Below are 21,000 nucleotides of genomic sequence, written 5' to 3'. Positions count from 1 at the left end.
ACAGTAGGCTAGCCTATGCTAACAGCTTTTTACCCTAGCTCCACTTGGGAGCACGGTAGGTCCTGATTAGCTCAATTCCGGCTTTATCAAGTGCCTCGCTCTGAACTGGCTGCGATTGGACGCTCGATGGAAACGTGATGAACTGGAAGGTCCTGGGAGAAAAACGACTGAGCAACTGCTCCTGGCAAAATTTTGCGTTGCCAAAAAAATCTAGAAGTGCGCTGCGGTGAGATAATAGCTTGCTGCTTGCCTTTACCATTGTTGGTGACGCGGGCGACAAATCGAAAATGATCTTGAAATCATCAAGGCTAGCGGCCCAAATGAATGGAGCGGCAACAGCAAGCTTTCGCCAGCTATTTTTCAACGTAGCGGCTGATCGCTTATACTTCCTTCTCTCCTCGGGTCGAACGTCGCTCGGGACAAACCCGCCTTCGTCGATGAAGTAGATTGCTTTAAGGAGAGAGGGCTTTTGCTCATCCGGACAACTCATGAAAAAATTCACAATCTCGGTTATGTTTTGGAGATCGTCGAACTCTAAATCCAACTCTTTGAAAGAGGCATCCAGGGGATAATCGATCAAGGTCGATGCGAAGGTGGCTTGCGAAAAGTGAGGATTGGATCGTGGTAGCCTCGTGTCGCCCTTTGAGTTAAGAAGATAATTTGCAGCGCCGATTGCCTGGGCGGCCGCAATGACCTTCGGGTTGTTAGGGTAGCACATCCAAGCGATAAACCCGACCAGGGCCGTTTCGCGTTCCTTCCCAAAATGCTCCCGTCGACCCCCGGTGAGGACGGCGATTGCGTCTTTCGGATTGAAGCGCTGCGAGATGCCGGTTTTTGGCACAACACGACCCACTGCCTATTCAGGTGTGCGATCCGTGCAACGATTCGTTCCTTTCACACAAGGCGATCCGAGTCAGTCGCAGATTTACACACTGAGAAATTGAATTAAAGCTCCGCAGGAGCACGGATTGCACGGCCGAGCTATTGGATATCAGTGCGACTGGACGTGCTCCTTTGGTTTTGTCGCACTTTCCCCCTGCCTTCTCGCTGCTGCTGCTTGAACACACCAATCGACCAACTGACGCTCTACAGGCTGCAACTGGACAGTTTGAGCCACCAACGACGAGAATTGCGTGACGCGATACTTGTAAAGCATATCCAGTACATCATTGGAGATGGTCATGGACTTCTATTCCAACACTAGGATCGATTATTGGCAGTCGCGTCAGCATTCAGCCCTGCGGCGTGCTTTTGAGAAAGCTCGCAGCCGCCACACGTTGTCCCGCGGAGACCCAGAGCTGCCTAAACCAAAGTTCAAATATGACCTGCTGGCCGTAAATTCGTTCTCACGTAGAAGGTGGGGCGAAGTTGTGAGTGGGCTGTTGTCGCAATTGTTCTGTGACGGTGGGGATGGCTCAACGCACAACCAGGATGTATTTTTTGTCTCCCTTATGGATGTGCGGTGCGCGAGATCGCCCGAAGATCGGCTGACCGCAGACGACCTGGAGCTCATCAAGAACCGGCTGAAGTATGGCTTACGAGTATATTCCTTTATTGGGATGATCGAGCCTGCCTACTTCGTCGATCTGCAGCACGGCGTGCGGTACAACGGGAAGCGGTGCATGTTCTGGCACCTGCATGCCCTCGTCTGGGGTGTTTCGCGTAAGGAGCTAAAGAAGCGGCTGCGAAAGCTAGTGCGCGCGGGCTACTATAGCGCAATCGCCGATGGTCTGCGCGCTACTCACATCCGCAAAATCAAACAGGGTCGGCTGCCTAGGCATGTGGCCTATTTGCTGAAATCGCCGTGCAAAGGTTATCGACTCTCGGTGTGCGCTAAAAAGGATCAATTGGGGAGGCCGATCACCGACGCTAGTGGTGCGGTTGTGCAGCAGTTCAAACAGGGCAAGGAGGATCTGCGGCACGGAGATAGGATCGTAATTTTCCAAGCGATGAAGCATCTTCACCTTGATAAGCTCGCCGTTGCTGGCGGTGAGGGTGCAAAGCTTCTCAAAACTGTCAAGCGGCTCGCCTTGAGGGATGACACTGCGCTCCGAAGCTGCGTCCCCGGCCCAATCGAAAGAAAGCGCAGACGGGTCGCCATGGCGCGGCGATGGACGCCACTTTTCGCAACGAATCTCGCAGTTCTGCCTTCCGCAGCGTCTCCGACATCCATGTTGTAAATGGTTCCTGCGTGGCAAAGCCACGCCATTCGCAACGTGATTGTCGTGACAAGAGGAACAAATGGGTGAAGATCACATCGAAACGGAAAAGTATAGCACTGCTCGCGGCGGCCTCGACGGACCGAAGTTTGTCGAATCTATCTCAGGGCTGCTGTCGGACTTGGGTCGGCTGAGCGCGTTCGTCGAGGGTTGGAACGATGCCATTTATGTCGCGCCGCCACCTTTGGCTTCCGTCGGCCACGAGGTCGATAGAGATGCCGTTCTGCTCGATCACCTAGACGCGAGCCTTACCGGCTCTATGTCCCGGGTGGTGGACCTGCTGGCTATGATCCGGGTCGCGCGAGCGGCGCTTGAGCAGGGAGGGGCCAAGTAGCAGGCTCAAGCTAATGAACTGCGTTACTTGATCGTGCAACGGATGAGAGCCCCGCCAGAACGGTGGGGTCTTCTATGTAGGGACTCAAGTTCTGCGGCCCGTTAGGCGGGGTCTAGGCTCAGAACATCGTGGCACTGATGCATCGCGCAGGACTACGCGGCTCTTATCGCTGGTGGCTTGCTCGTTGTAGCTCTTTAGCAGCTCCGGTGCGTCAATGAATGAGCATTCGCCGCTTCTCGCGAAGGCACTTGTAAAGAGAAGGCTAGTGAATGCTCGTGAGGATAACATGGCAACCAAGGCTCTCAGTGAATTGAACAAGCAGCAGCGTGCGGCAGTACAGCACGGATCCAGACCGCTTCTGATTATCGCTGGCGCAGGAACTGGCAAAACGGAAACTCTGTCGAATCGAGTGGCCCATCTCATTGAGAATGGCGCGAGTCCAGACGAGATACTCTTGCTTACCTTCACCCGAAAGGCCGCTCAGCAGATGGCCAATCGTGCAACCAAAATCGCGGGACTGGCTCTCGCAAGACCGGTTGAGATTACATGGTCGGGTACTTTTCACGCGGTGGGTGCGCGGCTGATCAGAGAGTTTGCGCAGGATGTCGGGCTACTGCCAAATTTCACGATCAAGGACCGGGGCGACAGTGCAGACCTGATGGAAATGGTTCGGCAGAAGCTCTGCCTTTCTTCGTCAGAGGTCCACTTTCCCGATAAGGACATTTGCCTTGACATCCACTCCTATAGGACCAACGCGCGGCTGACGTTGAAGCAGGTCCTACGAACCAAGTTCTCTACTTACAAAGGGCAGCTTGCTCAATTTGTGAAGTTGTTCCGGGAGTATAAGCGTGCCAAACGCGAGCAGAACGTACTCGACTACGATGATCTGCTGGTGTACTGGCTGCGCTTGCTGAAGTGCCCCCAAGTTGCCGAACAACTAAAGGCCCGCTTCCGTCACGTTCTAGTCGATGAATATCAGGACACCAATCGCCTACAAGCGGCAATCCTAGTCGTCCTGAAGCCAACCGGGCGAGGTGTCACTGTTGTCGGTGATGATGCCCAGGCCATTTACTCGTTCCGGGCTGCCACGGTCGAGAACATCCGCGAATTTCCTAATCTATTTCGCAACGTGCGCGTGATTGATCTGGAGGAAAATTATCGGTCCACGAACCGAATCCTCCGGGCCTGCAATTCGGTCATCAACCTGTCGGAGCAAGCATATCGTAAGAAGCTGTGGTCGAGCCGTCCCGATTTTGGCAAACCTGAGCTACGGCTCGTTCAGGATGACGCCGAGCAAGCTCGATATATTGCCGAGAGTGTTCTCCGTGCGAAAGAAGGAGGCATACCCTTTAGATCGCAAGCCGTCCTGATGCGGTCGTCACACCACAGCCAAAAGCTCGAAATCGAACTCGCGAAGCGAAAAATACCATTTCAAAAATGGGGTGGTATCAAGTTCTTGGAGGCCGCTCACGTCAAAGACGTGCTGAGCGTTCTGCGTTGGTTGGAGAACTCGCGCGACGAGGTTGCCGCACTGCGCACCTTTAAACTGTTGTCGGGCATCGGACCCAGCGCGGCCATGCGACTCATTAACCGGCTTCGCGAGAGATCCGGCGGCTCATTGCGACAGGCGGATAGGCCCCCTGGTTGCGACTATCATCACTGGAAGGCGTTTGTGCGGCTTATCAAGCGTCTCCGACAAGGGAACTGGAAGGCCGGTCTGCGAGAGTTGGTTGCGTGGTACATCCCCATAATGAAGCACGATAACGTTCAACTTCGTACTGCGGATCTCCAGCAGCTATGTATCGTCGCGGCTGCCTATCGCTCGCGGGAGCAGTTTCTAGTCGAGGTTACCCTTGAACCGCCTGAAAGCACGATTTGCGCAGGCCCCACCCGCGAGCAATCCGCGGATGATCAGCTTGTACTTTCCACGATACATTCTGCCAAAGGCCAGGAGTGGGATTCGGTTTACATCTTGAACGCCATCGATGGTTGCATTCCGTCCTCGCGTGCTAGGGCCGGTGAGGAAATGGAGGAAGAGCGGCGGCTGTTGTACGTGGCAATGTCCCGCGCGAGAAACTATCTGACCTTGATGGTCCCACAACGCGTGTTTTCGTGGCGGCAGAACACCAGCGTCGTGGATCTCTTTATGCGGAGAACAAAATTCATACCATCATCGCTCGAAAAGAGGTTCGTGGTTCGTGTTGGCAATGTCCGCGGCCGACGAGGCACGGTAGCTTCCGTTTGATCGCCAATCGGTCGTGCATTGCGAACGGCAAACCCTGAGCAGAGCCTAAGTGTATTTTCGAGTGATGCACTATCCCCGTTTCTGTCTAGCAGTAGCCGTGCGGCAACGGGGCGGATCGATGGACCGCCCCGCTTGCATGAGGTAGGTCTCCGCTTAGTCGCTCCAATCGCCCTCAGGATAATCGCGAAGCGACCGCCTCCGCTTCCTTTTGATCTCCACGGCTGCTCGCGCACATCCGGCCAATCCATCGTGTAGTCGAGCGAATTGCCGCAGCCTAGTGGCCGGGACATCTTGTGAGTAGATGTATTCCAGGGCTCGTGCCCACCGGCTCTTTTGCTTATGGTCCGCGTCAGGCAGAACGGCCTCGATCAAAATGCGGATCGAGGTCATGCCTTTGCGCTGGGCGATGCCTAGCTGGTCAGCGAGGGCGCGAGCTGACCGCTTCGCGATTTTGCGATGCTTCCAATCGATATAGACGGAATAGACCGCTTCCACGACGTTGTAGATTTCGAACCGGCCGCCACGCAGCCTCAGTCTTGTTGCTGCTTTCATTGCAGGGCGAATGGCCGCTGCGAGTTCGGGCGACAAGCGCGTAGCGAGCCTTTTGTCTTGTTGGGTGGTCTGCATGGATGATCTTTCCCTTTTTCCTCAGGCGATATGTCTGAGAAATTAGGGTCGCCTGAGGCGATCATTCGTGCGGAAAAGCGGGTGCTATCTCACCCAGAAAAGATTGCCGATTCAGATCGGCTAAATTTCGCGAAAACAGTCGAGAACGCGTTGTTGAGCGGCATTCTGGACGACAGCAAAGATATGCGGCCACCGGGCCCGCTCAATGAATCGTACGAAGAAGCGCTCCCGCGACCCGGAGGTTGTCTTGCTGGGCAGCAAGTCGTTCCGCCGCCAATATCGCCACATAGAGCTCGCGGCGGATGTTCGACAGGAGCAACGTTACCATCTTGCCCGAGCCAAACACATGTCCTATCGGCAGTTTTCTGGCTACTGCGCACACCTCGGCGGGCTGTCGGATTAGAACCCGGCAGTTTTTGATATCCATGGCCGCGGAGACGATACTGTCCCTTAGCATAGTGAACCGCGCGCCGAGCGGTCTCCCATCGTCGTCCAGACCGACGACATAGACCTGTTCGAATGCCGCAGGTTCCGATTTCTGACCCATTGAGAAGGTCCTTGGTGGATCGGAGTTTGACGGCTTTGGCGAACTTCTCCGATGGACCATGTATGGTTGCTGATTGAAAGGGCCGGGCTCGCGATGGAGCCCGGCATCAGCGTTACGTCTATCCCTCGACCGAAGCGTATATCAGGAGGCCGGCAATAAAACTGATGATCCAGGCGACAGCGTAGTATGGCCGCTGCTTTAGGCGCTTCGCCCTTAAAAACAGATAGACGGGTTGGAATAGCACCGCAGTGACGCGCGTTATCCGAGAACCATACCCGGCCTGCTTCAATTTCCGATCATCGAGCCAACCGAGCAAAGCATTGACGAGAAGGGGTATCTGGAACGGCAGCCCTTTGCTCGGGTGATATGGAAATCCCAGTATCAAGGACCGAGCCGCAGCTTCCTGGTTGCTCGCGCTCACGGCTGCCTCAATCACACCGACAACGAGAGGCAAGAGCGCCAGCGTCCATACGTAACCATTACCGATGTGCTGAGCCGAAATCGCGGGCGGCTCCGCTGCAACAAACTCCGCGAGATCGCTTTCACGCAGGCTTTTCCATTCGGGCATGCCTTTCCGCCAAACCTGCGTGTCAGTCTTGAGCTCCTTCCTCTTCAATAGCTCTCTGATGGCCGAAGCGGGCACAGGTCCTTGCCGGGAGCCATTCGCCACGTAGTACCACTCTGTTGATGGCTGGTTGTTCGGGTCTCCGAAGCTTGGCAGCGGGGGTGGTGCAGACAGTTCTTCAGTCATTTTGGCTTTCCTGTTTCAAGGCAGTCTTTTGGAATTCGCCCTCGCTTCGACCCAAAATCTCGCTGATAGGGAATATAGTCCCTAGAGACTATATGCCCGATGATGCTCCATCGTGCAATGCACGATTGGCGCGTCATTGTTGGCAAGAATGTCCGGCGTATGCGCCAGCAGCGTCGAATGACCCAAGAGAAGCTGGCGTTCGAAGCTGACCTGGACTTGACCTACATCGGCGGGATCGAGCGGGGGCGGCGTAACCCCAGCCTCTTGGCGATGGCTCGAATTGCTGAGGCTTTGTCGGTGCCGCTCGTCAAACTCTTGAGCGAGCAGTGAGGGTATGCTTGGTCGATTGCGAGGGCGCTAGTATTCGTCCGCCCTCATGATCGTGATTATCCGTTCGGTGACGGAGGGATCTGCCGGGTTGGGCGAATGAAAGGTAAGCGATTTATCGTAGTAATCGATTTTGAACGCGACCTGGGTGCCCTCGAATTCAAAGACACCATAGTCATGCTCTTGGTAGGAACCGTTGGCCTGGCAAAAGTCGTCGAACGCTGCAATTGTTTTGACCAGACGTTTGACGGCCTCAGCCCCTAGTTCGGCGATCCCCGTAGTAATCACGGCGCCGCCGCCGAGGAGGTGCTGGCGAAGTTCGTCATTGAGCATGCGTATCCGGTCCGTGTGAAGGGACATGCCTGTTCTCCATAATGTCTGTTGGTTGGTGGGCCTGGCTCGCCTCTGCTGAGCGTCAGGCAGGGGCAGGTGGTCGAAGCCCGGGCCGTGGTCCGGGCTTGGCGCTAAGCGAGCAGGTTATTCTGGACCGGGGTTTACAAGCCCCACCTGAGCGATGTGCCGGACGTAGGTGCCCTTGTCTGGGTAGTCGCGAAGCCGAAGCGTTAAGACCTGGCCCTGGCGCTGGGTCACCAAACAAGGCCACCACCCAAACCCGGGGTCGTCGTCCTCGACGAGCACCAGTTGGCCGACAGCGATGCTCTCCCACGTTCGTGGTAGGCCAGCAGCAACAACGGCGCCTTCGTTTGCCTTTTCGGGGGATGGCGCTGGGGCGGGCTGTTGTACCTGACTTTCGTCGCCAGGCACATCGAGCGCGGCTTTGAGCTTGCCCAGAAGGTCCCGCCGGATCGGTGGCACGAATGCCTTGCCGCTGGCGTATAGTCTCCCAACGGGCAGCTTCATGCCGATCTCAGTGACTGCTGGCGAGGCCGGGTGCACGGACGCTAGCTTCATCTGCGCCGCGGCGCTGACGACTTTCTCGTTGAACTCCGCAAACCGTGCGCCCCTCGGCTTTCCGTCTTCATCAAGGCCGAAGACAAACAGCTTGTCCGTTGCGTTGGCCGTCTTCTTCTCTGGCTGCTTTCCCATGTTTCCCCTCCTCAAAAGCAGACGGGGCCCAATAGGGCCCCGTGATCTGCGGTTCTAACGATGTCATGGCTTGGCCATGGTGGCGGGCCAGGCGCCCGCTGAGGCAAACAAATCACGGATTTATCTCCATTACAAATTGCAAAGTCATTATTAGACTTTGTAGAACGAGTATAGACGAATCGTGCTGCGCCTTCAAGCAAATGGTGGGCGGTATCGTCGATCTAAATAATTGATTTATTAGTGTTTTTTGGTAATCTTAGTGGTATTCGGCTGCACCTTTGGTACAGGTGGCAATAGCCAATTTCACAGGCGCGCCGGTCGTCAATTCTGTTGCCGTTGCACAGGTTGAGGAAATCGGCAGAACACAACCTCCAGATGCTATTTTGAACGAAGCGGGGAAACCATGGCGGAAATGCACGATTGAAGCTGCTCGCATCGATACGGTCGGCCACCGTGCGAATGATTTCGGCGCAGCCGCCGCGGCCGTAGCAGGCGGCACCAAAGGCATGAGGCACGCCGCACTCCTGTACGATCCCGGTTCGAACGAGCCAATTATGGACCAGCGTGTCCACCGCGATCATGGCTTTGCCAGTCTCGAACCAGACCGGCCGAATGTTGCGGGCGCCAATCAGAAGCGTTGACAGCGTCATCGTCAGAATCTTGTCGCTGATGCCGTAAATGTTCCGAAGCGGACCAATCAGGGCTTCCTGCCGTGCGGCCTCTAATTCCGGCCTACTCGCGCCTTGCGCGCTCTCCAGTTGGTGGTCGATCCAACCGACCAGGTCTCCGCCCATGATGTCGCGGACAAACAAGCCGAAGGCCCAAGCGAGACTGTTCAAGCGGCCGTTGCGTAAGCGGGGGCGCGGAAGGGGGCACGCGTCGATGTGGTCCGGCTCTGAGCAAGTAAAGCTCGTCTTGTCGTAGCGGCAGCCTTCGAAATGCCAGTAGCTGCGAAGCTTTGGACAGGAGGGCGCATCCCTAATGGCGGCCTCGATGTCGGCCCAACAGGCCGCACCGTGCTTGGCAACGTAGTTCCGGGCGACCTTGTCGCTAACTCCCTGGAGACTGAACGTCGTCAAAAGCCAATCAAAGATCGGGGGCGTACTGCCCAAAGCAATGGCTCGGTCCAGACCGGCTTCTCGAACTTCGTCGTCGATTTCGTCGAGAAACGACATGGACCCAGCCACAGCACAGACGGTCCGGATCAACCCATCTGCGCGCGCAAACGCGTCGGAGCCTCTGTTGAACGCGCGCGACTTCTTGCCGGAACGATCTCCCGGCAAGCGTGAAGTAGGAGCGCTGGTTATCAGATCAGTGATACTAGCCTCCGCTGCGCGTCACTGTCGCCATCTATGTAGCGCTGTGTGGTTTGAATGGACCGGTGCCCTGCGAGCAGCTGAACATCGCGCAACGAGCCGCCTGCCTTGTGCACCACGCGGGCGGCACGCGTGATGAAGGTCCGGCGACCGGAATGCGAGGAGCAGCCTTCGAAGCCGAGCTCGCTGAACGCGCGGTTGAACCAAACGACAATGCTCATTGGCGTCATTGCGCCGCCACGTTCCGATCTAATGACGGGCCCTTGGCCAACGCACATTCGTCGCGCCTCGATCAACGCCTGGCGAAGATCCGGATGAATCGGAATTGACCTGCCGCCGCGCTTCTTGGCGATATGGTCGCAAATGTTGAGCGTGCAGCCGACCTGACCACTTGGGTCAAGCACCATAGCCCAGGTCAACTTGGCTATCTCAGCGGCGCGAAGACCAGCCTTGACCGAGAGTAGCGCGACCAAACGGTTGCGAAGTGGGTGGCGAGAGCGCTCGGCGAAAAACAAGAGATCGTCGATATGATCAGTCGAAAGTGTCTTGGCTTGCTTGCCGGCCATCGTACTTAAACCAGTTACAGTAAGATTCTAGACAATCAGCCTCTGCGTGCAAGGGAAAATCTCGCATGTCTCAGACCGATAAGCTTCAATATTTTCTTATCAGTCCGCAGCTGCAGTGCGCTCGGCCTGCCTAAGATTCGTCATGTGCAAAGTGTGCAGCACGGTGTGCACAGACCGCTCGGGCAACGTAGTTGCGCAATGGCGAATGCAAATTGCAGTTCAGTCACGTTCAGAAAGAGAAGGCGAGATTGTCTGCCGCAAAGGCTTGTAAAGGATGGGACCGTGACCGTTGTCTCGGGCAGAGCGATGCTCTGAACCAGTGGAGATTAGTGTTGGGTGAAAACTCAAAGATAGAATGGTGCGATCATACGTTCAATCCGTGGATTGGCTGCCAAAAAGTCTCGCCGGACAACGGCCGAAGATCAGAAGCGATTTGATCTCCGGTGGAAACGTCTAAAGAAGGTGCCAGCGGTTGTCCGCTTCATCTCTTACGAGCCTGCTCTTGGGCCGATGCGATTGCCTTCCAATGGGTTACTGCCGGAATGGCTAATATGCGGAGGGAAAGTGGGGCGGATGCCCGTTCTATGGACCACGCAATGGGTTCGTGACGTCATCGCCGACTGCCACCGTTCCGGTGTGGCGCCGTTTCATAAGCAGTGGGGTTCGTATCAAAATAGCCCGCTTGTCGTAGAGAAAGGCATGTTGGCTCGTGAAGCACGAGAAATCTATGCAGAAGGGAAGGGTGGCGCATTGGTGGACGGCAAGCTCGTTCGCAATTTTCCAAGTCCGGACTAAACTCGAGCGGTCCTGATAAAGGTTCGTCTACGGCCGATATCTCTGATAGCGTCTGCACAACAATGCCGTCGGCATCACCACCGTGCCGACGGTCGATTTGATCATGGCGCCAGCCTTGGCGTAGCGCGCACCTCAGCCGCGTAGACGCAGAGCAAGGGAGCGCGAAACCTAGTCATCCCTGGCTGGGGAGGATCTCCCGCGTGCTCCGTATGCGTAGCAACGAGGGCGACGTTTTGGGCCAAGACCGGGACTGATAAGGAAATCAGAATTTTCTTATCAGTCATGAAGCGGATGGTTCAATTCGTACGCTCTGGGCAAGCTCGATACGAGGCCGGACGCATAAGTCAAAAATCAATCTTGTAAAGTAGTCCGCGACGACAAAGACCGTTGCGAATCTCAACCCTATCAAAGATTGGAATGTCAAAATGAAATCGAAAAAGAAGCAGAAAAAGTTGCGTGGCCAATTTCTATCTGGGCATGCGCTGTGGGCTGAAGCTAAGCGTGCTTCGGAGTTGTTGCAACAATCGCATTTCAGGGCCTATAGCTTGTACGAAGACATTGCCGACCTTCAAGGCTCGATATCGGACGCTGTGGTCCACTTAGAAGGATTAGTTAAGGCCACTGACGAAGAGGATGTGAATTTAGAACAGCAGAAAAAAATACGCGCGATGTTGGTGCGAATCCGGAAATATTATCGCCAAATGGATAGCGCCAGTGAACCTTTCTCGTTTATGCTAATCGCTGAAGATCTACTACGAGCGATGGATGAGCTTGCGCAAGAGCTTGATGTGCCGTTGCGGGCGGTAAAAAAGTTGGTCCACTATTTTGAATGAGTGTAGTCGCTAGTGCGCGACGTTGGACATTCGTTGCTCACGTCGGCTCTAGTTGGCGAAGTTGGTATCAACCTGGGCTAAGCCGAGTTTCGGCTTGGCCTGCCTTTCGACCGTTCCTTCGATTGCTCATACCGATAAGGGTTTCGCAGAGACCTTATCAGTTCTGAAACTGGATAGGATTTGAGAGTCTCCTTATCAGTAAACAAACTGCCCCCGTTTGCGACCAAACCTTATCAGTGCTGTATCAGGCAGGCAGCCGATCCGGCAATGCACCGGCGAAAGGGACGCCAATCACGCGCATTCTCGCAGCGAGTTGCGTGGACAATGTCGGAACTAGAAATGGCCCCCGTATAATCACGGATGCAAATAAGGATATTTCAAGAGCATTTTGGCGAGCGAATAGATGCCAGCTTCCGAATAAACGGTGCGTTCTCTGGACCTCTCGGTTTTAGCTATTGGTGTCCGTCGTCACGTTTGGGGCGCGACCCATGGCTGGCAACAGGCTACCGCTTGGAGTTAAGGCCATATTCCACGTGAGCGCCCTGCGTCCGACTTTTCCTTTGGATTACGCGAGTTGGCCGCGGTTGCGCTAGGGACAATACGTAAGTTGCGATTGCAGCGGCCCGCGCAGCCTTTAGAACGGACCGACGATGCGGGCAAGCGCGTTCACTAATTGTTCGAATCGCGAGCGCGCCTAAGCTCACTTTCTAAAACTCCGCAAGCGTGAGAGGGCCATCATTCAAGGATCGATAAGCACAGGGTATGCGCTTCGGTCCGGAATAAGTTCTGGGGGCGTTATTCTTGATCTCGAGTGCAAAGCTGGTTTGGTCGCCATTCGTCAGGGCGCCGATTCTCATCGGTATCTTTGTTGCGTTCTACGTGATGTCAGGTCATCTGCCTCTCATCGTGGAACACGCGAATCCCATTTTAGTTCGCGAGGTCCTCGAGGAAGTCACTCGAAGTAACATCGATAACGTAAGCCGGCCCGAGTTTGCCTACGCACTTGCATCAGAGATCGTGCGCTGTGCCGTCGCAATCGCGTTCGCGCTCCTTCTGGGTGACGTGGTTCCTGTTCGCTTCCTACTATGGCGTGCCCGACGCAAGGTGGAGAAATTGAAGGACCAGAAGGAATTCGAGGCCAACTACGACGCACTTAACCAGTCGCTTGCAATCGATCCGCTCATCGGTGCTGCTTGGTTCGCCTATTCAAAGACCCAAGTCAGCGAGAAAGTGAACGGTCGGGTTATTCGGTTTGCGACGGTCCGTCCCCAGAGCTTCTTCAATTCCGGCCTGGCGCGCGAGCACATGTTCAGTCTGCGCCTTATGCCGAGCATTCCTGGCTATTTCGTTGGTCTCGGTCTGCTCCTCACGTTTATTGGGTTGGTGATCGCGCTCTCGAAGGCTTCCCACGGCACAGGCGCCTCCGCGAACGACATGACGCAATCTTTGCGCGAGCTTCTGAACGCCGCGACCTTCAAGTTCTCTACGTCCATTGCCGGCCTCTTCTCATCAATCGCTCTGAGCATCTTTTTTCGGTCGTATGGCATCCTCATCGATATGGGGTTTGATCGTTTCTGCCGGGCGTTGGAGGCGCGCACGTCGGCCGTTTCGGCCCAGGCGCTGGCGATCAAAAATTTGGATCTTGGCCAGCAGCAGCTTCTGCAGCTGCGCGAGATGAATACGGATCAGTACTTTCGGAAATTGGGGGAGGCGATCGCTCCCACAATCGGAACAGCAGTCGCTCAAGCTGTGGAGCCACTCTCGAGAACGCTCGAGGCTACGGCCACTCAGATGGAGAACGCGACCAAGACTGGAACTGAGGGGCTGCTGGAGCAATTTAGCGAAGTAGTCCAGGGCAGCGCTGGTCGGGAGTTACGCGAGATATCGGCCGCACTTGCCAGCAGCGGCGAGGTAATTCGGGCCATGCAGGAAAAGCTGGCTTCGACAGGAGACGCGTTCGCGACAAAGATCGAAAGCGCGACCGACAACTTCGCGCGTCTGGTCGCGGATGCTACCGAGAAGCTTTCGCAATCTAGCATCGGCGGAAAGGAAGCCGTCGAGCATGCGGTCCAAACCCTCACGTCGGCTGCCCAGGAAGCTCGGCATCTGGTCCAAGCTAGTACAGAAGCTGCGTCGAAAAGCGCTACGGGAATCATGGAGGAAGGTCTGCGGGACGTGCTGGCCAAGGTCGGAAGCCAGATGGATGGATTCGGGCAGGTCATGTCGAGCCTTCAGGAGGTGATGACGCGGGAATCCGCCGAAGCTGCCGCCCGATCTCGTGAAGTTATCGAGAAGCTGGCGAGCTCGACGGCCAAGGCTTCCGAAGACGGCGCCGGAGCCATCCGCTCGGGCATTGGGGAAATGCTCGACGGTGTCCGGACAGAAGTCGCGCGCGCGGCAGAGGGCTTCCGCGTGGCCGAAGAGGAAATGCGTCAGCGCTCTCAAGAGCAGATGGAAGTCCTCCAATCGCACATGCGCAAAGTCACCGAGCTGGCGGCGTCCGAGGCGAACGCCTCAGTGGATCGCTCGCGCGCCGCCCTCGATGGGGTCATGGAGGCCGCATCCAAGGCCGCCTCGCACACGGCGGAGGCGCTACGCTCGGGGATGGGTGAAGTCCTTTCCACTATGCGTTCCGACGTTGAGCGACTGTCTTCCACGTTTAAGGAGACGGAATCCGCCATGAGCCGCCAAGCGGAAGGCCTCCGCCTGAGCACTGAGCGCTCCGAGAGCGTCGCTCTTTCATTCGGAAAGGCCGCGGAGGCAGTTGGGGCGGCAACCCAGCCACTTGTGCACGCCTCGTCGCAGATCGCAACGTCAGCTCAAGAGATGTCGCAGTCACTGCGCGCCTCCGTCGTCGAGTTGCACGAAAGCCAAGGTGCAGCACGACAGCTCGCAGAGTCGCTCCTCGTCCAGCACCAGGCACTCCAGACGCTCTGGAGCGAGTATTCCGCCAAGTTCGAACGTGTCGACGCGTCTTTGGCGGCGGCCGTCGGTTCGATCATCGAGGAGTCGAACAAGTACCAAGAGTCCATCAAGGACTTCGTTGGTCAAATCGACACCAACTGCGGGCGCGCCATCACTGGTCTGTCAGGAGCGGCGGCCGCACTAGAGGCAAACACAACAGATATTGCAGAGGCATTACAGGACTTTCTTGGCAGGATCGCGCAGCGAGAGGCAGCGGAGTAAACCGCGATGAGCGAGATCGAACTAGACGCGGGATCAAGTCACGAGGCGGAGGACGAAAACTACTTCATCTCCATGACCGACATGATGGTCGGAATGCTATTCTTGTTCATCATTATGCTGATGATGTTCGCGCTCAATTTCAGGAAGGGTGACGAGGATGCAGAACGCATCCGTAACTGCCTCCAGGCAGTCGTCAACGAAAACGCCGCATTAAGCGCCGACGTCAATACGAAGATTGCGTCGGTCCAGCAGACGATCCGCGGGCCGATTGAGGCACTGCAGGTCGCGGCCGACCAGCGTCAGAAGCTTCTCACTGACATTAAGTCAAGACTGGAGGCGGAGGGCATCCAACAGGTCGAGATCGACGAGCAAAATGGTGTGGTCAGGCTGTCTGAGCGAGCCATCCGGTTCGATCCGAACAAATCCGATTTGGACTCGGCCGCGCGGGACAACGTGGCGCGTATAGCGCGCGTGCTCGAGCCGATCATCCAGCGCTATTCAGCGTGCCAAGACGGAGCGACGGACCATTGCTCCGGCCATCGCGGCGCTGTGCTTGAGACGGTCTTCCTGGAGGGGCACACTGACTCCACGGGAGTGGCCGACCCAGTCCAGCGTGATCGCAACAATTGGCAGCTGTCGACGGAACGGGCAACCAACACCTATCGTGAAATCCTCGCCGATCAGCCCGAGCTGCGGCAGTTCCGGAACCGTCGTGGTGAGCAGATCCTTTCGGTCGCGGGGTACTCTTCTACACGTCCAATCACAGCGGCAGACGGTAGGGACGTCTGGGCCAGAAACCGCCGCATCGATCTCCGGTTCGTGATGGACGCTGAAACCAAGTACGGCATCGACGACATTCGCGCGATCAAGACGCTCAACGACGAGATCCGACAGCAAATCGAGCGCATGGCGCAACTTAATCAGGAAGGGACCTCTCGATGCCGCTGAAGGCAGCCTTGGAGGACCTGCGGACGTTTCGAAGCGTTCGCTTCGACGTTCCTAGGCAGCTCGCTACCGAGGCCGCGGCAAGCGCCATACGCCCGCCAACAGAATCAGTCGAAGTTCGGGCTCCGCCCGACCTCGACGAGATCGCAGAGCGGATCAGACGCGCGCTCATCGCAGGATTGTCGCCGAACTCGTCGGACATGCTCCGCGCTCCCTGGTGTGTCTGGGACGGCGTGAGCCCGTTGGCGGATGAACCCGAGCTGCTTGATCGATACCTACGCCTCGTGGAGTCCTTCTCGCGCAAGTCGCACTTCCGTAGGCTCGCCGGTGCCTATGCCGTGCGGTTCCCTGAAGATTCAAAGGCGCTGCAGGCTGTGGCCGAATGCCTAGCCCGGCTCGCGCCCAAGTTCACCGGCGCTTGGTCGGCCGCACATCAATCGTTTCGTATCTTCGATGCCGCAGAGGCGCCGGCTCGCGTAGCCTCGGCTGCTATCGTCCGACATCTATCGCCATCCGAACTCCTATCCATTGAAGGTATCGGCAACCTAGCGGCGGAGGCGGGGTTGGCCGAAGCGGCATTTGCGGCGGGACTTCGCCACATCGCAGCCGCCGAAATGCAACCGGCCCATCGGCTAGAAGCGGTGTCGTCCTGGTGCGGCAAGAGAAAAGCCGGCGCGCCGTTTGAAAGGCATCGCGGACTAGTGGCTGACTCTCTCGTACTGCCTCACGCAGGCAACATACCAGAAAAGCCCATCCGCGACCGCATGCTCGCGTTTCTCCTCGGCAAATTCGGCGATCCGAGGACGCGCCAGGCAAAATGGTCGCCGATGAATTGCACAAATGTCGTCAAGCGCTGGCTCATCGAGCAGTCATTGCGGCAATTTCTCGATGTCGTCGACGAGATCGCACTGGAACGACACTGGAAATACCGCAGGGCTTTCTGGACCTCCGTTTATGATAGGAACCTCATTTCCGACGCGTGCGTGATTTTCGACAAGACCGGAGCCGCGCGCGCTCGTCGGATGTTCGATGGCGAAACGCCCTACTCAATTTGGAGCAAGGGTGGAAGCAAACCGATCGAGCGCGGTCACTCGTGTCTTCTTCTGCGTATCGGCAACGGGCTAGTCGCCGAATGGAGCCACAACGGAAGATGCAACATCTGGCACGACGCTCAAGATCCGAGCGCGCCAGAACTTCATTCCGAAAGCTACATGTCCAACGACGTAATGGCCCCGGCTTCCGATCGGCGTTGGACAAGGCGCGCATACAATCACGTGGCACCGGACGGCTACAGCTGGCAGAGCAAGGTAGCTGACGAAATTTTTGCCCTTACTAACACACGGATCATGCAGAGCGAATACACGGTGAGATAGGCATGAGCACGAAGTTTCTTTCGACATGCGAGAGCGAACATGTCGCCGTACGGCTCGTCCAGCCACGGAGTCTCGGAATCGGAGCCCCGAAGGAGCTCGGCCAAGACGCGTGGGCGTCTGTTGAAGACCGGTTGCAGCCCATCGCTCGACGCCTAATCGCGCTCGCGCGCGATAAGGTCGCGACCTGGGACGGAAACAAGCTTCTGATTCCCAATGACACGGCCGCCGAATTCACTTCGTCGTTTGGCGGTATGATCGGACTGCCTGGTCCCGCACCAGTAATGGTGGACGTCTCATTCGCGGGCACCCTAAGTAGCGATCCCTCTGTTCGCCTTATCTGGAAAGACACGAGCTATTTGATCATTGACTCGCAGCGGATGGGCATTCTGTTGCAGTGGGGCGGCAGGTCTGGTGTTCTTCAAGGAGCGCTCCTCCAACTCGTCGCCGCAGCCGAGGCGTTCAACGCCGTCGCGCAGAAGACAATCGAGGAAAGGGTGGAGAAGTGGGCCGCTGTCACGGCCGCGCTCGCACGGGTCGACCCGGCTATGGTCGAAGCTGACGAATTTACTAGGAGCTTCACTGTCTTTCAGGCTGGCTCATTCTCGCTCGATGTTCGAGACATCCCCGGCTCGCTTGACTTTGTTCCCATACTTATGAGCCGCAGCAAAGCCAGGTCTCTGGATGACAACGCCCCAGCTCTCGATACGGACGGCGAAACAGACCAGAACCCTTTCGACGAATTGGTCGACGAGGAAGCAAATCGGCTTTTGGCTGCGACCGATCAGTCTGCCTTCCAGCGTGCCTTCGAGGGCGAACACGAAGTCAGCCGGGCCTATCGGTTACGCCGCACGACGTACGTACTAATCGACCCGGATCTGCGGGGGGCGCTAAGAATCGTCAAGAATGCTCGTTCGGCACCGGATGCTCAGAAGCGAGAATTCGTCAAGAACCCGCGCGCAGCCATCGCGAAAGAGCTCGGACTTGGAGCGTCCGATGGCCTCTCCAGCGCGCTATTCGTGGAGACTCGCCAATACTCCGACCGGGTAACTGGACTCGGGCTGTGGGAGCGCCCCGAGCTATCGTGGTTGTCGAATTCCTCCACGCAATGGCTGCCCGAGCGGTTTCCGGTACGATTGGGTGACTCTGAGGTCGAGGTTACACGGGAAGAAGTCGAGAAGCTGCATGATGAGTGTCGTCAGGCCGAGGCAGAGAAACGGGACAACGTTGCCTTCAAGGGCGCCGAGATCCCCGTGGAGGAGGCTCGCCAGATACTCGGACAGGTGATCGGAAGCGCTGCTACGGACCCTGATTTGGCCATCTCGTCTGATGCGGAAGATCGGTCGCGCGGGAACGAGACAGAACAGCATAACCACAAGGGCCCGTTCGTCGTCCAGATCAAGACCAACTTCAAGGATGTTAGCTACGAAGCAACACTGGTACCACGGCGCGCGTTCGTTGAAACGACCGCGCCCACCGAACGCCTCGGCAGAAATGCTTTCAAGCCGCATCAGGCCGATGGCTTCAAATGGCTGATCCACTCGTGGCTTGCCGGCTGGCAAGGTGTTCTTCTTGCCGATGATATGGGGCTCGGAAAGAGCTTCCAGTCGCTCGCATTCCTCTCGTGGATTCGCAAGAACTCTGAAATCCAAACGCGTAATAAGGGTAGCCGATCGCTTCCCATCCTCGTTGTTGCTCCCACCGCCCTTCTCCAAAACTGGATCAAGGAGGCGGGACTGCATCTCGTTCCAGATGCGCTCGGACCGAACAGAGCAGATGTCTTCGGATCGGGCATCCGCAAGTTTAGGAACATGGAGCAAACTACTGCAAACATCGAACCGCTTGACTGGCGCAAGATCGCTGACCACGACTGGGTATTGACGACTTACGAAACCCTCGCCGACAACCACGTGGCCTTCGCGAAGATAAGGTTTTCCGCTGCGGTCTTCGATGAGATCCAGAAGATAAAGGAGCCGGGCACCCTGAACACATGGGCGTCGAAGGCGATGAACGCGGATTTCGTCCTCGGGTTGAGCGGTACTCCGATCGAGAATCGTATCGAAGACCTATGGTCGATAATGGACCGCGTGTCGCCGGGCCTGCTCGGTGATCTTCAGACATTCTCCAAGACCTATCGTGATGCTGACATAGACCGGTACCGCGCGCTGTCCGACCTTCTTCTGAAGCCGAGCACGAGCGCGCCCTCGATCATTCTGCGTCGGATGAAGGAGGACGTGAAGATCTCGCTTCCGAGCAAAACAGTAGTTCCATACCCTGTCGAGATGCCGCCGCTGCAAGCGAAGTATTACGACGACGTGGTCGAGAAGGCGCTGGCGCCGAGCGAGCGCAATCGAGGTGCTATGCTCGAGACCGTCCAGCGGTTGCGAGGAATCAGTCTTTTTCCGGGAGATCCCAGCAAGTTTGACCTGACTAAGCGAGAAGATTGCCTCGCTTGGATTGGCCAATCAGCAAGGCTCGGGAAGACCTTTGAGATACTTCGAAACGTCCAGCGTCGCGGCGAGCGTGCTCTCGTCTTCGTCGAACACCGCGCCATGCAAGTAATGTTGGCGGAGGCGATCGCGACCGATATGAACATTCCCCGCCCGATCATCATCAACGGCAGCACGCCGGGAGCAAGACGACAGGCCTTAGTGGACGATTTCGAGGAGGGGCGGGAGTCGTTCGATGTCATGATTCTCTCGCCGAAGGCTGCTGGCGTCGGTCTGACAATCCTGTCTGCGAATCACGTCGTTCATCTCAGCCGGTGGTGGAACCCCGCCGTCGAGGACCAGTGCAACGATCGGGTTTACCGCATTGGACAGACCAAGCCCGTCACTATTCACGTGCCCCTAGCGCGCCACCCGAAGTGGGGAGACAAATCGTTTGACATGTCGCTAGATCGACTTCTGGCTAAAAAACGAGAAATGTCCAAAGGCCTGTTGGCCCCGCCTGTTTCCGAAGGTGATCTCGATGAGGTCTTCGACGACCTCAGGAAATCTGCCTAATCATGCAAGTCTTTGCGAAGCGGTGCTACGAATTTGATCCTGTCCGAATTCCCGTCGCTTCCTTCGGAAGTGACGGGAATTTGGACATGCTCATCTCCATGTGGGGGCCGGGAGACCTTCTGGTCTTCGTGGGCACACAGGGCGAGCCAACACTAGCCGGGCAACGGGGTAGACTTCTCGGGCTCGCTGAATTCGCGCCCATCGCAGTGGCCACCGAGGATTTCGTCGATCGGTCCGGGTTACGTGCTCACGATCTTAATCTCGACGGAACCTTCGTCTACCCGAAGGCACTGCCGATACTGCGCGCGTGGCGCTTCGACGATCCCCGCATGAAGCTCATCGACGTATTGAAGGAGCAACTTACGTACGAGGCGACGATACGCGCTGTGCTTCTCGACGCGGACGACTCAACCACAGTGCTGGCGTTGCCAAGGACGGAGATAATCTTGCCGCAGACCGAGATGCCTCTTAGCGCCACCTTTGCGAAGCCAACTACTGGCCCTCGTCCATCTGATTGGTCCGGAGAGATGTCCAGAACCGCCGCTGTGACTGCCTACACCTATGCGCTGCGTTTCGGCAGCCGCGACCTCTGGAAGATCGGCCACGCCCAGGACCTCGCCGCAAGGCTTCAGGACATTAACAAGCACATTCCGCACGAGATTCTCGGCGAGAAGTGGGGCCTAGTTATGCAGCAAGAGTGGCAGTCTTCGGTCGGCGCCTACGAGATGGAGCAGCGAGTGCTCGCGCGACTTCAGATGCACAGGACCGAGGGTGAAAGGGTGCTTTGTCAGGGCGCGGTCGTTATCGCTGCTTGGAGATCCTCACTGCGGGAGAATTGAAAAGAAAAGCTAGGAAATCGAGCTGCTACCGCAACCTACGTCGTCGCC

General features: G+C 56.8%; 20 protein-coding genes and 1 pseudogene. 12 read left to right on the top strand and 9 right to left on the bottom strand.

The window, feature by feature from the left end; genetic code table 11:
* Positions 1-34: 34 nt before the first annotated feature.
* Positions 35-853 carry a hypothetical protein gene (locus tag XH85_RS34915; protein WP_128935511.1) on the bottom strand — a complete coding sequence of 273 codons (819 nt, stop codon included), beginning with the start codon at positions 851-853 and terminating at the stop codon, positions 35-37.
* A 138-nt stretch (positions 854-991) separates the two neighbouring features.
* Complete coding sequence (locus XH85_RS34910) at positions 992-1,183, bottom strand: hypothetical protein (protein WP_128935510.1); 192 nt, start codon at positions 1,181-1,183, stop codon at positions 992-994.
* Here XH85_RS34910 and XH85_RS34905 point away from each other — a divergent pair.
* From XH85_RS34905 to XH85_RS34895, 3 genes are all read left to right on the top strand, one after another.
* Positions 1,182-2,180, top strand: a complete 999-nt coding sequence (locus XH85_RS34905; protein ID WP_128935509.1) for a hypothetical protein — start codon at positions 1,182-1,184, stop codon at positions 2,178-2,180. The genes XH85_RS34910 and XH85_RS34905 overlap by 2 nt on opposite strands.
* A gap of 61 nt (positions 2,181-2,241) precedes the next feature.
* Positions 2,242-2,553: a hypothetical protein gene (locus XH85_RS34900; RefSeq protein ID WP_128935508.1), complete on the top strand. Its 312-nt coding sequence runs from the start codon at positions 2,242-2,244 to the stop codon at positions 2,551-2,553.
* 286 nt (positions 2,554-2,839) lie between these two features.
* Positions 2,840-4,798, top strand: coding sequence for an ATP-dependent helicase (locus XH85_RS34895; protein ID WP_128935507.1), 1,959 nt, complete (start codon positions 2,840-2,842; stop codon positions 4,796-4,798).
* 153 nt (positions 4,799-4,951) lie between these two features.
* On the opposite strand, the gene XH85_RS34890 is transcribed toward XH85_RS34895, so the two are convergent.
* The 3 genes from XH85_RS34890 to XH85_RS34880 all read right to left on the bottom strand — a co-directional run bounded on the left by XH85_RS34890 (position 4,952) and on the right by XH85_RS34880 (position 6,723).
* The gene (locus XH85_RS34890; protein ID WP_128935506.1) at positions 4,952-5,425 is read right to left on the bottom strand and encodes a hypothetical protein; all 474 of its coding nucleotides are present in this window, start codon (positions 5,423-5,425) and stop codon (positions 4,952-4,954) included.
* A 202-nt stretch (positions 5,426-5,627) separates the two neighbouring features.
* Entirely contained in the window at positions 5,628-5,972 is a 345-nt protein-coding gene (locus XH85_RS34885) for a hypothetical protein (RefSeq protein ID WP_128935505.1), read from the bottom strand.
* A gap of 118 nt (positions 5,973-6,090) precedes the next feature.
* Entirely contained in the window at positions 6,091-6,723 is a 633-nt protein-coding gene (locus XH85_RS34880; protein ID WP_128935504.1) for a DUF4339 domain-containing protein, read from the bottom strand.
* Positions 6,724-6,822: 99 nt separating this feature from the next.
* Between XH85_RS34880 and XH85_RS34875 the strand changes: the two genes are divergently transcribed.
* Positions 6,823-7,053 (top strand): helix-turn-helix domain-containing protein, encoded by a 231-nt coding sequence (locus XH85_RS34875; protein ID WP_208758076.1) that lies wholly within the window; start codon positions 6,823-6,825, stop codon positions 7,051-7,053.
* Between the two features lie 27 nt (positions 7,054-7,080).
* Here XH85_RS34875 and XH85_RS34870 read toward each other — a convergent pair whose 3' ends face one another.
* From XH85_RS34870 to XH85_RS34855, 4 genes are all read right to left on the bottom strand, one after another.
* The gene (locus XH85_RS34870; protein WP_128935503.1) at positions 7,081-7,410 is read right to left on the bottom strand and encodes a DUF3768 domain-containing protein; all 330 of its coding nucleotides are present in this window, start codon (positions 7,408-7,410) and stop codon (positions 7,081-7,083) included.
* Positions 7,411-7,527: 117 nt separating this feature from the next.
* A complete protein-coding gene (locus XH85_RS34865) occupies positions 7,528-8,097 on the bottom strand; it encodes a hypothetical protein (protein ID WP_128935502.1) in 570 nt (189 codons plus the stop codon).
* 221 nt (positions 8,098-8,318) lie between these two features.
* Positions 8,319-9,272, bottom strand: coding sequence for a hypothetical protein (locus tag XH85_RS45995; protein ID WP_128935501.1), 954 nt, complete (start codon positions 9,270-9,272; stop codon positions 8,319-8,321).
* A 131-nt stretch (positions 9,273-9,403) separates the two neighbouring features.
* Positions 9,404-9,979 carry a tyrosine-type recombinase/integrase gene (locus XH85_RS34855; RefSeq protein WP_128935500.1) on the bottom strand — a complete coding sequence of 192 codons (576 nt, stop codon included), beginning with the start codon at positions 9,977-9,979 and terminating at the stop codon, positions 9,404-9,406.
* Positions 9,980-10,308: 329 nt separating this feature from the next.
* Here XH85_RS34855 and XH85_RS48165 point away from each other — a divergent pair.
* The 8 genes and pseudogenes from XH85_RS48165 to XH85_RS34815 form a co-directional block, all read left to right on the top strand.
* Positions 10,309-10,380 (top strand): annotated as a pseudogene (locus XH85_RS48165) (DUF5131 family protein); the annotation flags it as partial.
* Positions 10,364-10,774, top strand: a complete 411-nt coding sequence (locus XH85_RS45990) for a DUF5131 family protein (protein ID WP_164940879.1) — start codon at positions 10,364-10,366, stop codon at positions 10,772-10,774. The pseudogene XH85_RS48165 and the gene XH85_RS45990, both read left to right, overlap by 17 nt.
* A gap of 425 nt (positions 10,775-11,199) precedes the next feature.
* Positions 11,200-11,607, top strand: coding sequence for a hypothetical protein (locus XH85_RS34840; RefSeq protein ID WP_128935498.1), 408 nt, complete (start codon positions 11,200-11,202; stop codon positions 11,605-11,607).
* Between the two features lie 801 nt (positions 11,608-12,408).
* Positions 12,409-14,793, top strand: a complete 2,385-nt coding sequence (gene zorA / locus XH85_RS34835) for an anti-phage ZorAB system protein ZorA (protein WP_128935497.1) — start codon at positions 12,409-12,411, stop codon at positions 14,791-14,793.
* 6 nt (positions 14,794-14,799) lie between these two features.
* Positions 14,800-15,741 carry an OmpA/MotB family protein gene (locus XH85_RS34830; RefSeq protein WP_128935496.1) on the top strand — a complete coding sequence of 314 codons (942 nt, stop codon included), beginning with the start codon at positions 14,800-14,802 and terminating at the stop codon, positions 15,739-15,741.
* On the top strand, positions 15,732-17,111 hold the full coding sequence (locus XH85_RS34825; protein ID WP_128935495.1) for an EH signature domain-containing protein: 1,380 nt from the start codon (positions 15,732-15,734) through the stop codon (positions 17,109-17,111). Before XH85_RS34830 ends, XH85_RS34825 begins: the two co-directional genes overlap by 10 nt.
* Before the next feature lie 2 nt (positions 17,112-17,113).
* Positions 17,114-20,113, top strand: a complete 3,000-nt coding sequence (locus XH85_RS34820) for a DEAD/DEAH box helicase (protein WP_128935494.1) — start codon at positions 17,114-17,116, stop codon at positions 20,111-20,113.
* A gap of 86 nt (positions 20,114-20,199) precedes the next feature.
* Positions 20,200-20,952: a hypothetical protein gene (locus XH85_RS34815; RefSeq protein ID WP_128935493.1), complete on the top strand. Its 753-nt coding sequence runs from the start codon at positions 20,200-20,202 to the stop codon at positions 20,950-20,952.
* Positions 20,953-21,000: the final 48 nt, after the last annotated feature.

The sequence above is a fragment of the Bradyrhizobium zhanjiangense genome, from assembly GCF_004114935.1.
Classification (GTDB): domain Bacteria; phylum Pseudomonadota; class Alphaproteobacteria; order Rhizobiales; family Xanthobacteraceae; genus Bradyrhizobium; species Bradyrhizobium zhanjiangense.
Note: the sequence above shows the minus strand (reverse complement) of the source record. Positions and strands in the feature narration are given on the sequence as shown.

Bases quoted from the DNA above. Each gene is read 5' to 3' on its own strand.
- XH85_RS34905 (WP_128935509.1), top strand. From the start codon at position 1,182: ATGGACTTCTATTCCAACACTAGGATCGATTATTGGCAGTCGCGTCAG.
- XH85_RS34910 (WP_128935510.1), bottom strand. From the start codon at position 1,183: ATGACCATCTCCAATGATGTACTGGATATGCTTTACAAGTATCGCGTC.
- XH85_RS34900 (WP_128935508.1), top strand. From the start codon at position 2,242: ATGGGTGAAGATCACATCGAAACGGAAAAGTATAGCACTGCTCGCGGC.
- XH85_RS34895 (WP_128935507.1), top strand. From the start codon at position 2,840: ATGGCAACCAAGGCTCTCAGTGAATTGAACAAGCAGCAGCGTGCGGCA.
- XH85_RS34890 (WP_128935506.1), bottom strand. From the start codon at position 5,425: ATGCAGACCACCCAACAAGACAAAAGGCTCGCTACGCGCTTGTCGCCC.
- XH85_RS34885 (WP_128935505.1), bottom strand. From the start codon at position 5,972: ATGGGTCAGAAATCGGAACCTGCGGCATTCGAACAGGTCTATGTCGTC.
- XH85_RS34880 (WP_128935504.1), bottom strand. From the start codon at position 6,723: ATGACTGAAGAACTGTCTGCACCACCCCCGCTGCCAAGCTTCGGAGAC.
- XH85_RS34875 (WP_208758076.1), top strand. From the start codon at position 6,823: ATGATGCTCCATCGTGCAATGCACGATTGGCGCGTCATTGTTGGCAAG.
- XH85_RS34870 (WP_128935503.1), bottom strand. From the start codon at position 7,410: ATGTCCCTTCACACGGACCGGATACGCATGCTCAATGACGAACTTCGC.
- XH85_RS34865 (WP_128935502.1), bottom strand. From the start codon at position 8,097: ATGGGAAAGCAGCCAGAGAAGAAGACGGCCAACGCAACGGACAAGCTG.
- XH85_RS45995 (WP_128935501.1), bottom strand. From the start codon at position 9,272: ATGTCGTTTCTCGACGAAATCGACGACGAAGTTCGAGAAGCCGGTCTG.
- XH85_RS34855 (WP_128935500.1), bottom strand. From the start codon at position 9,979: ATGGCCGGCAAGCAAGCCAAGACACTTTCGACTGATCATATCGACGAT.
- XH85_RS34840 (WP_128935498.1), top strand. From the start codon at position 11,200: ATGAAATCGAAAAAGAAGCAGAAAAAGTTGCGTGGCCAATTTCTATCT.
- XH85_RS34830 (WP_128935496.1), top strand. From the start codon at position 14,800: ATGAGCGAGATCGAACTAGACGCGGGATCAAGTCACGAGGCGGAGGAC.
- XH85_RS34825 (WP_128935495.1), top strand. From the start codon at position 15,732: ATGCCGCTGAAGGCAGCCTTGGAGGACCTGCGGACGTTTCGAAGCGTT.
- XH85_RS34820 (WP_128935494.1), top strand. From the start codon at position 17,114: ATGAGCACGAAGTTTCTTTCGACATGCGAGAGCGAACATGTCGCCGTA.
- XH85_RS34815 (WP_128935493.1), top strand. From the start codon at position 20,200: ATGCTCATCTCCATGTGGGGGCCGGGAGACCTTCTGGTCTTCGTGGGC.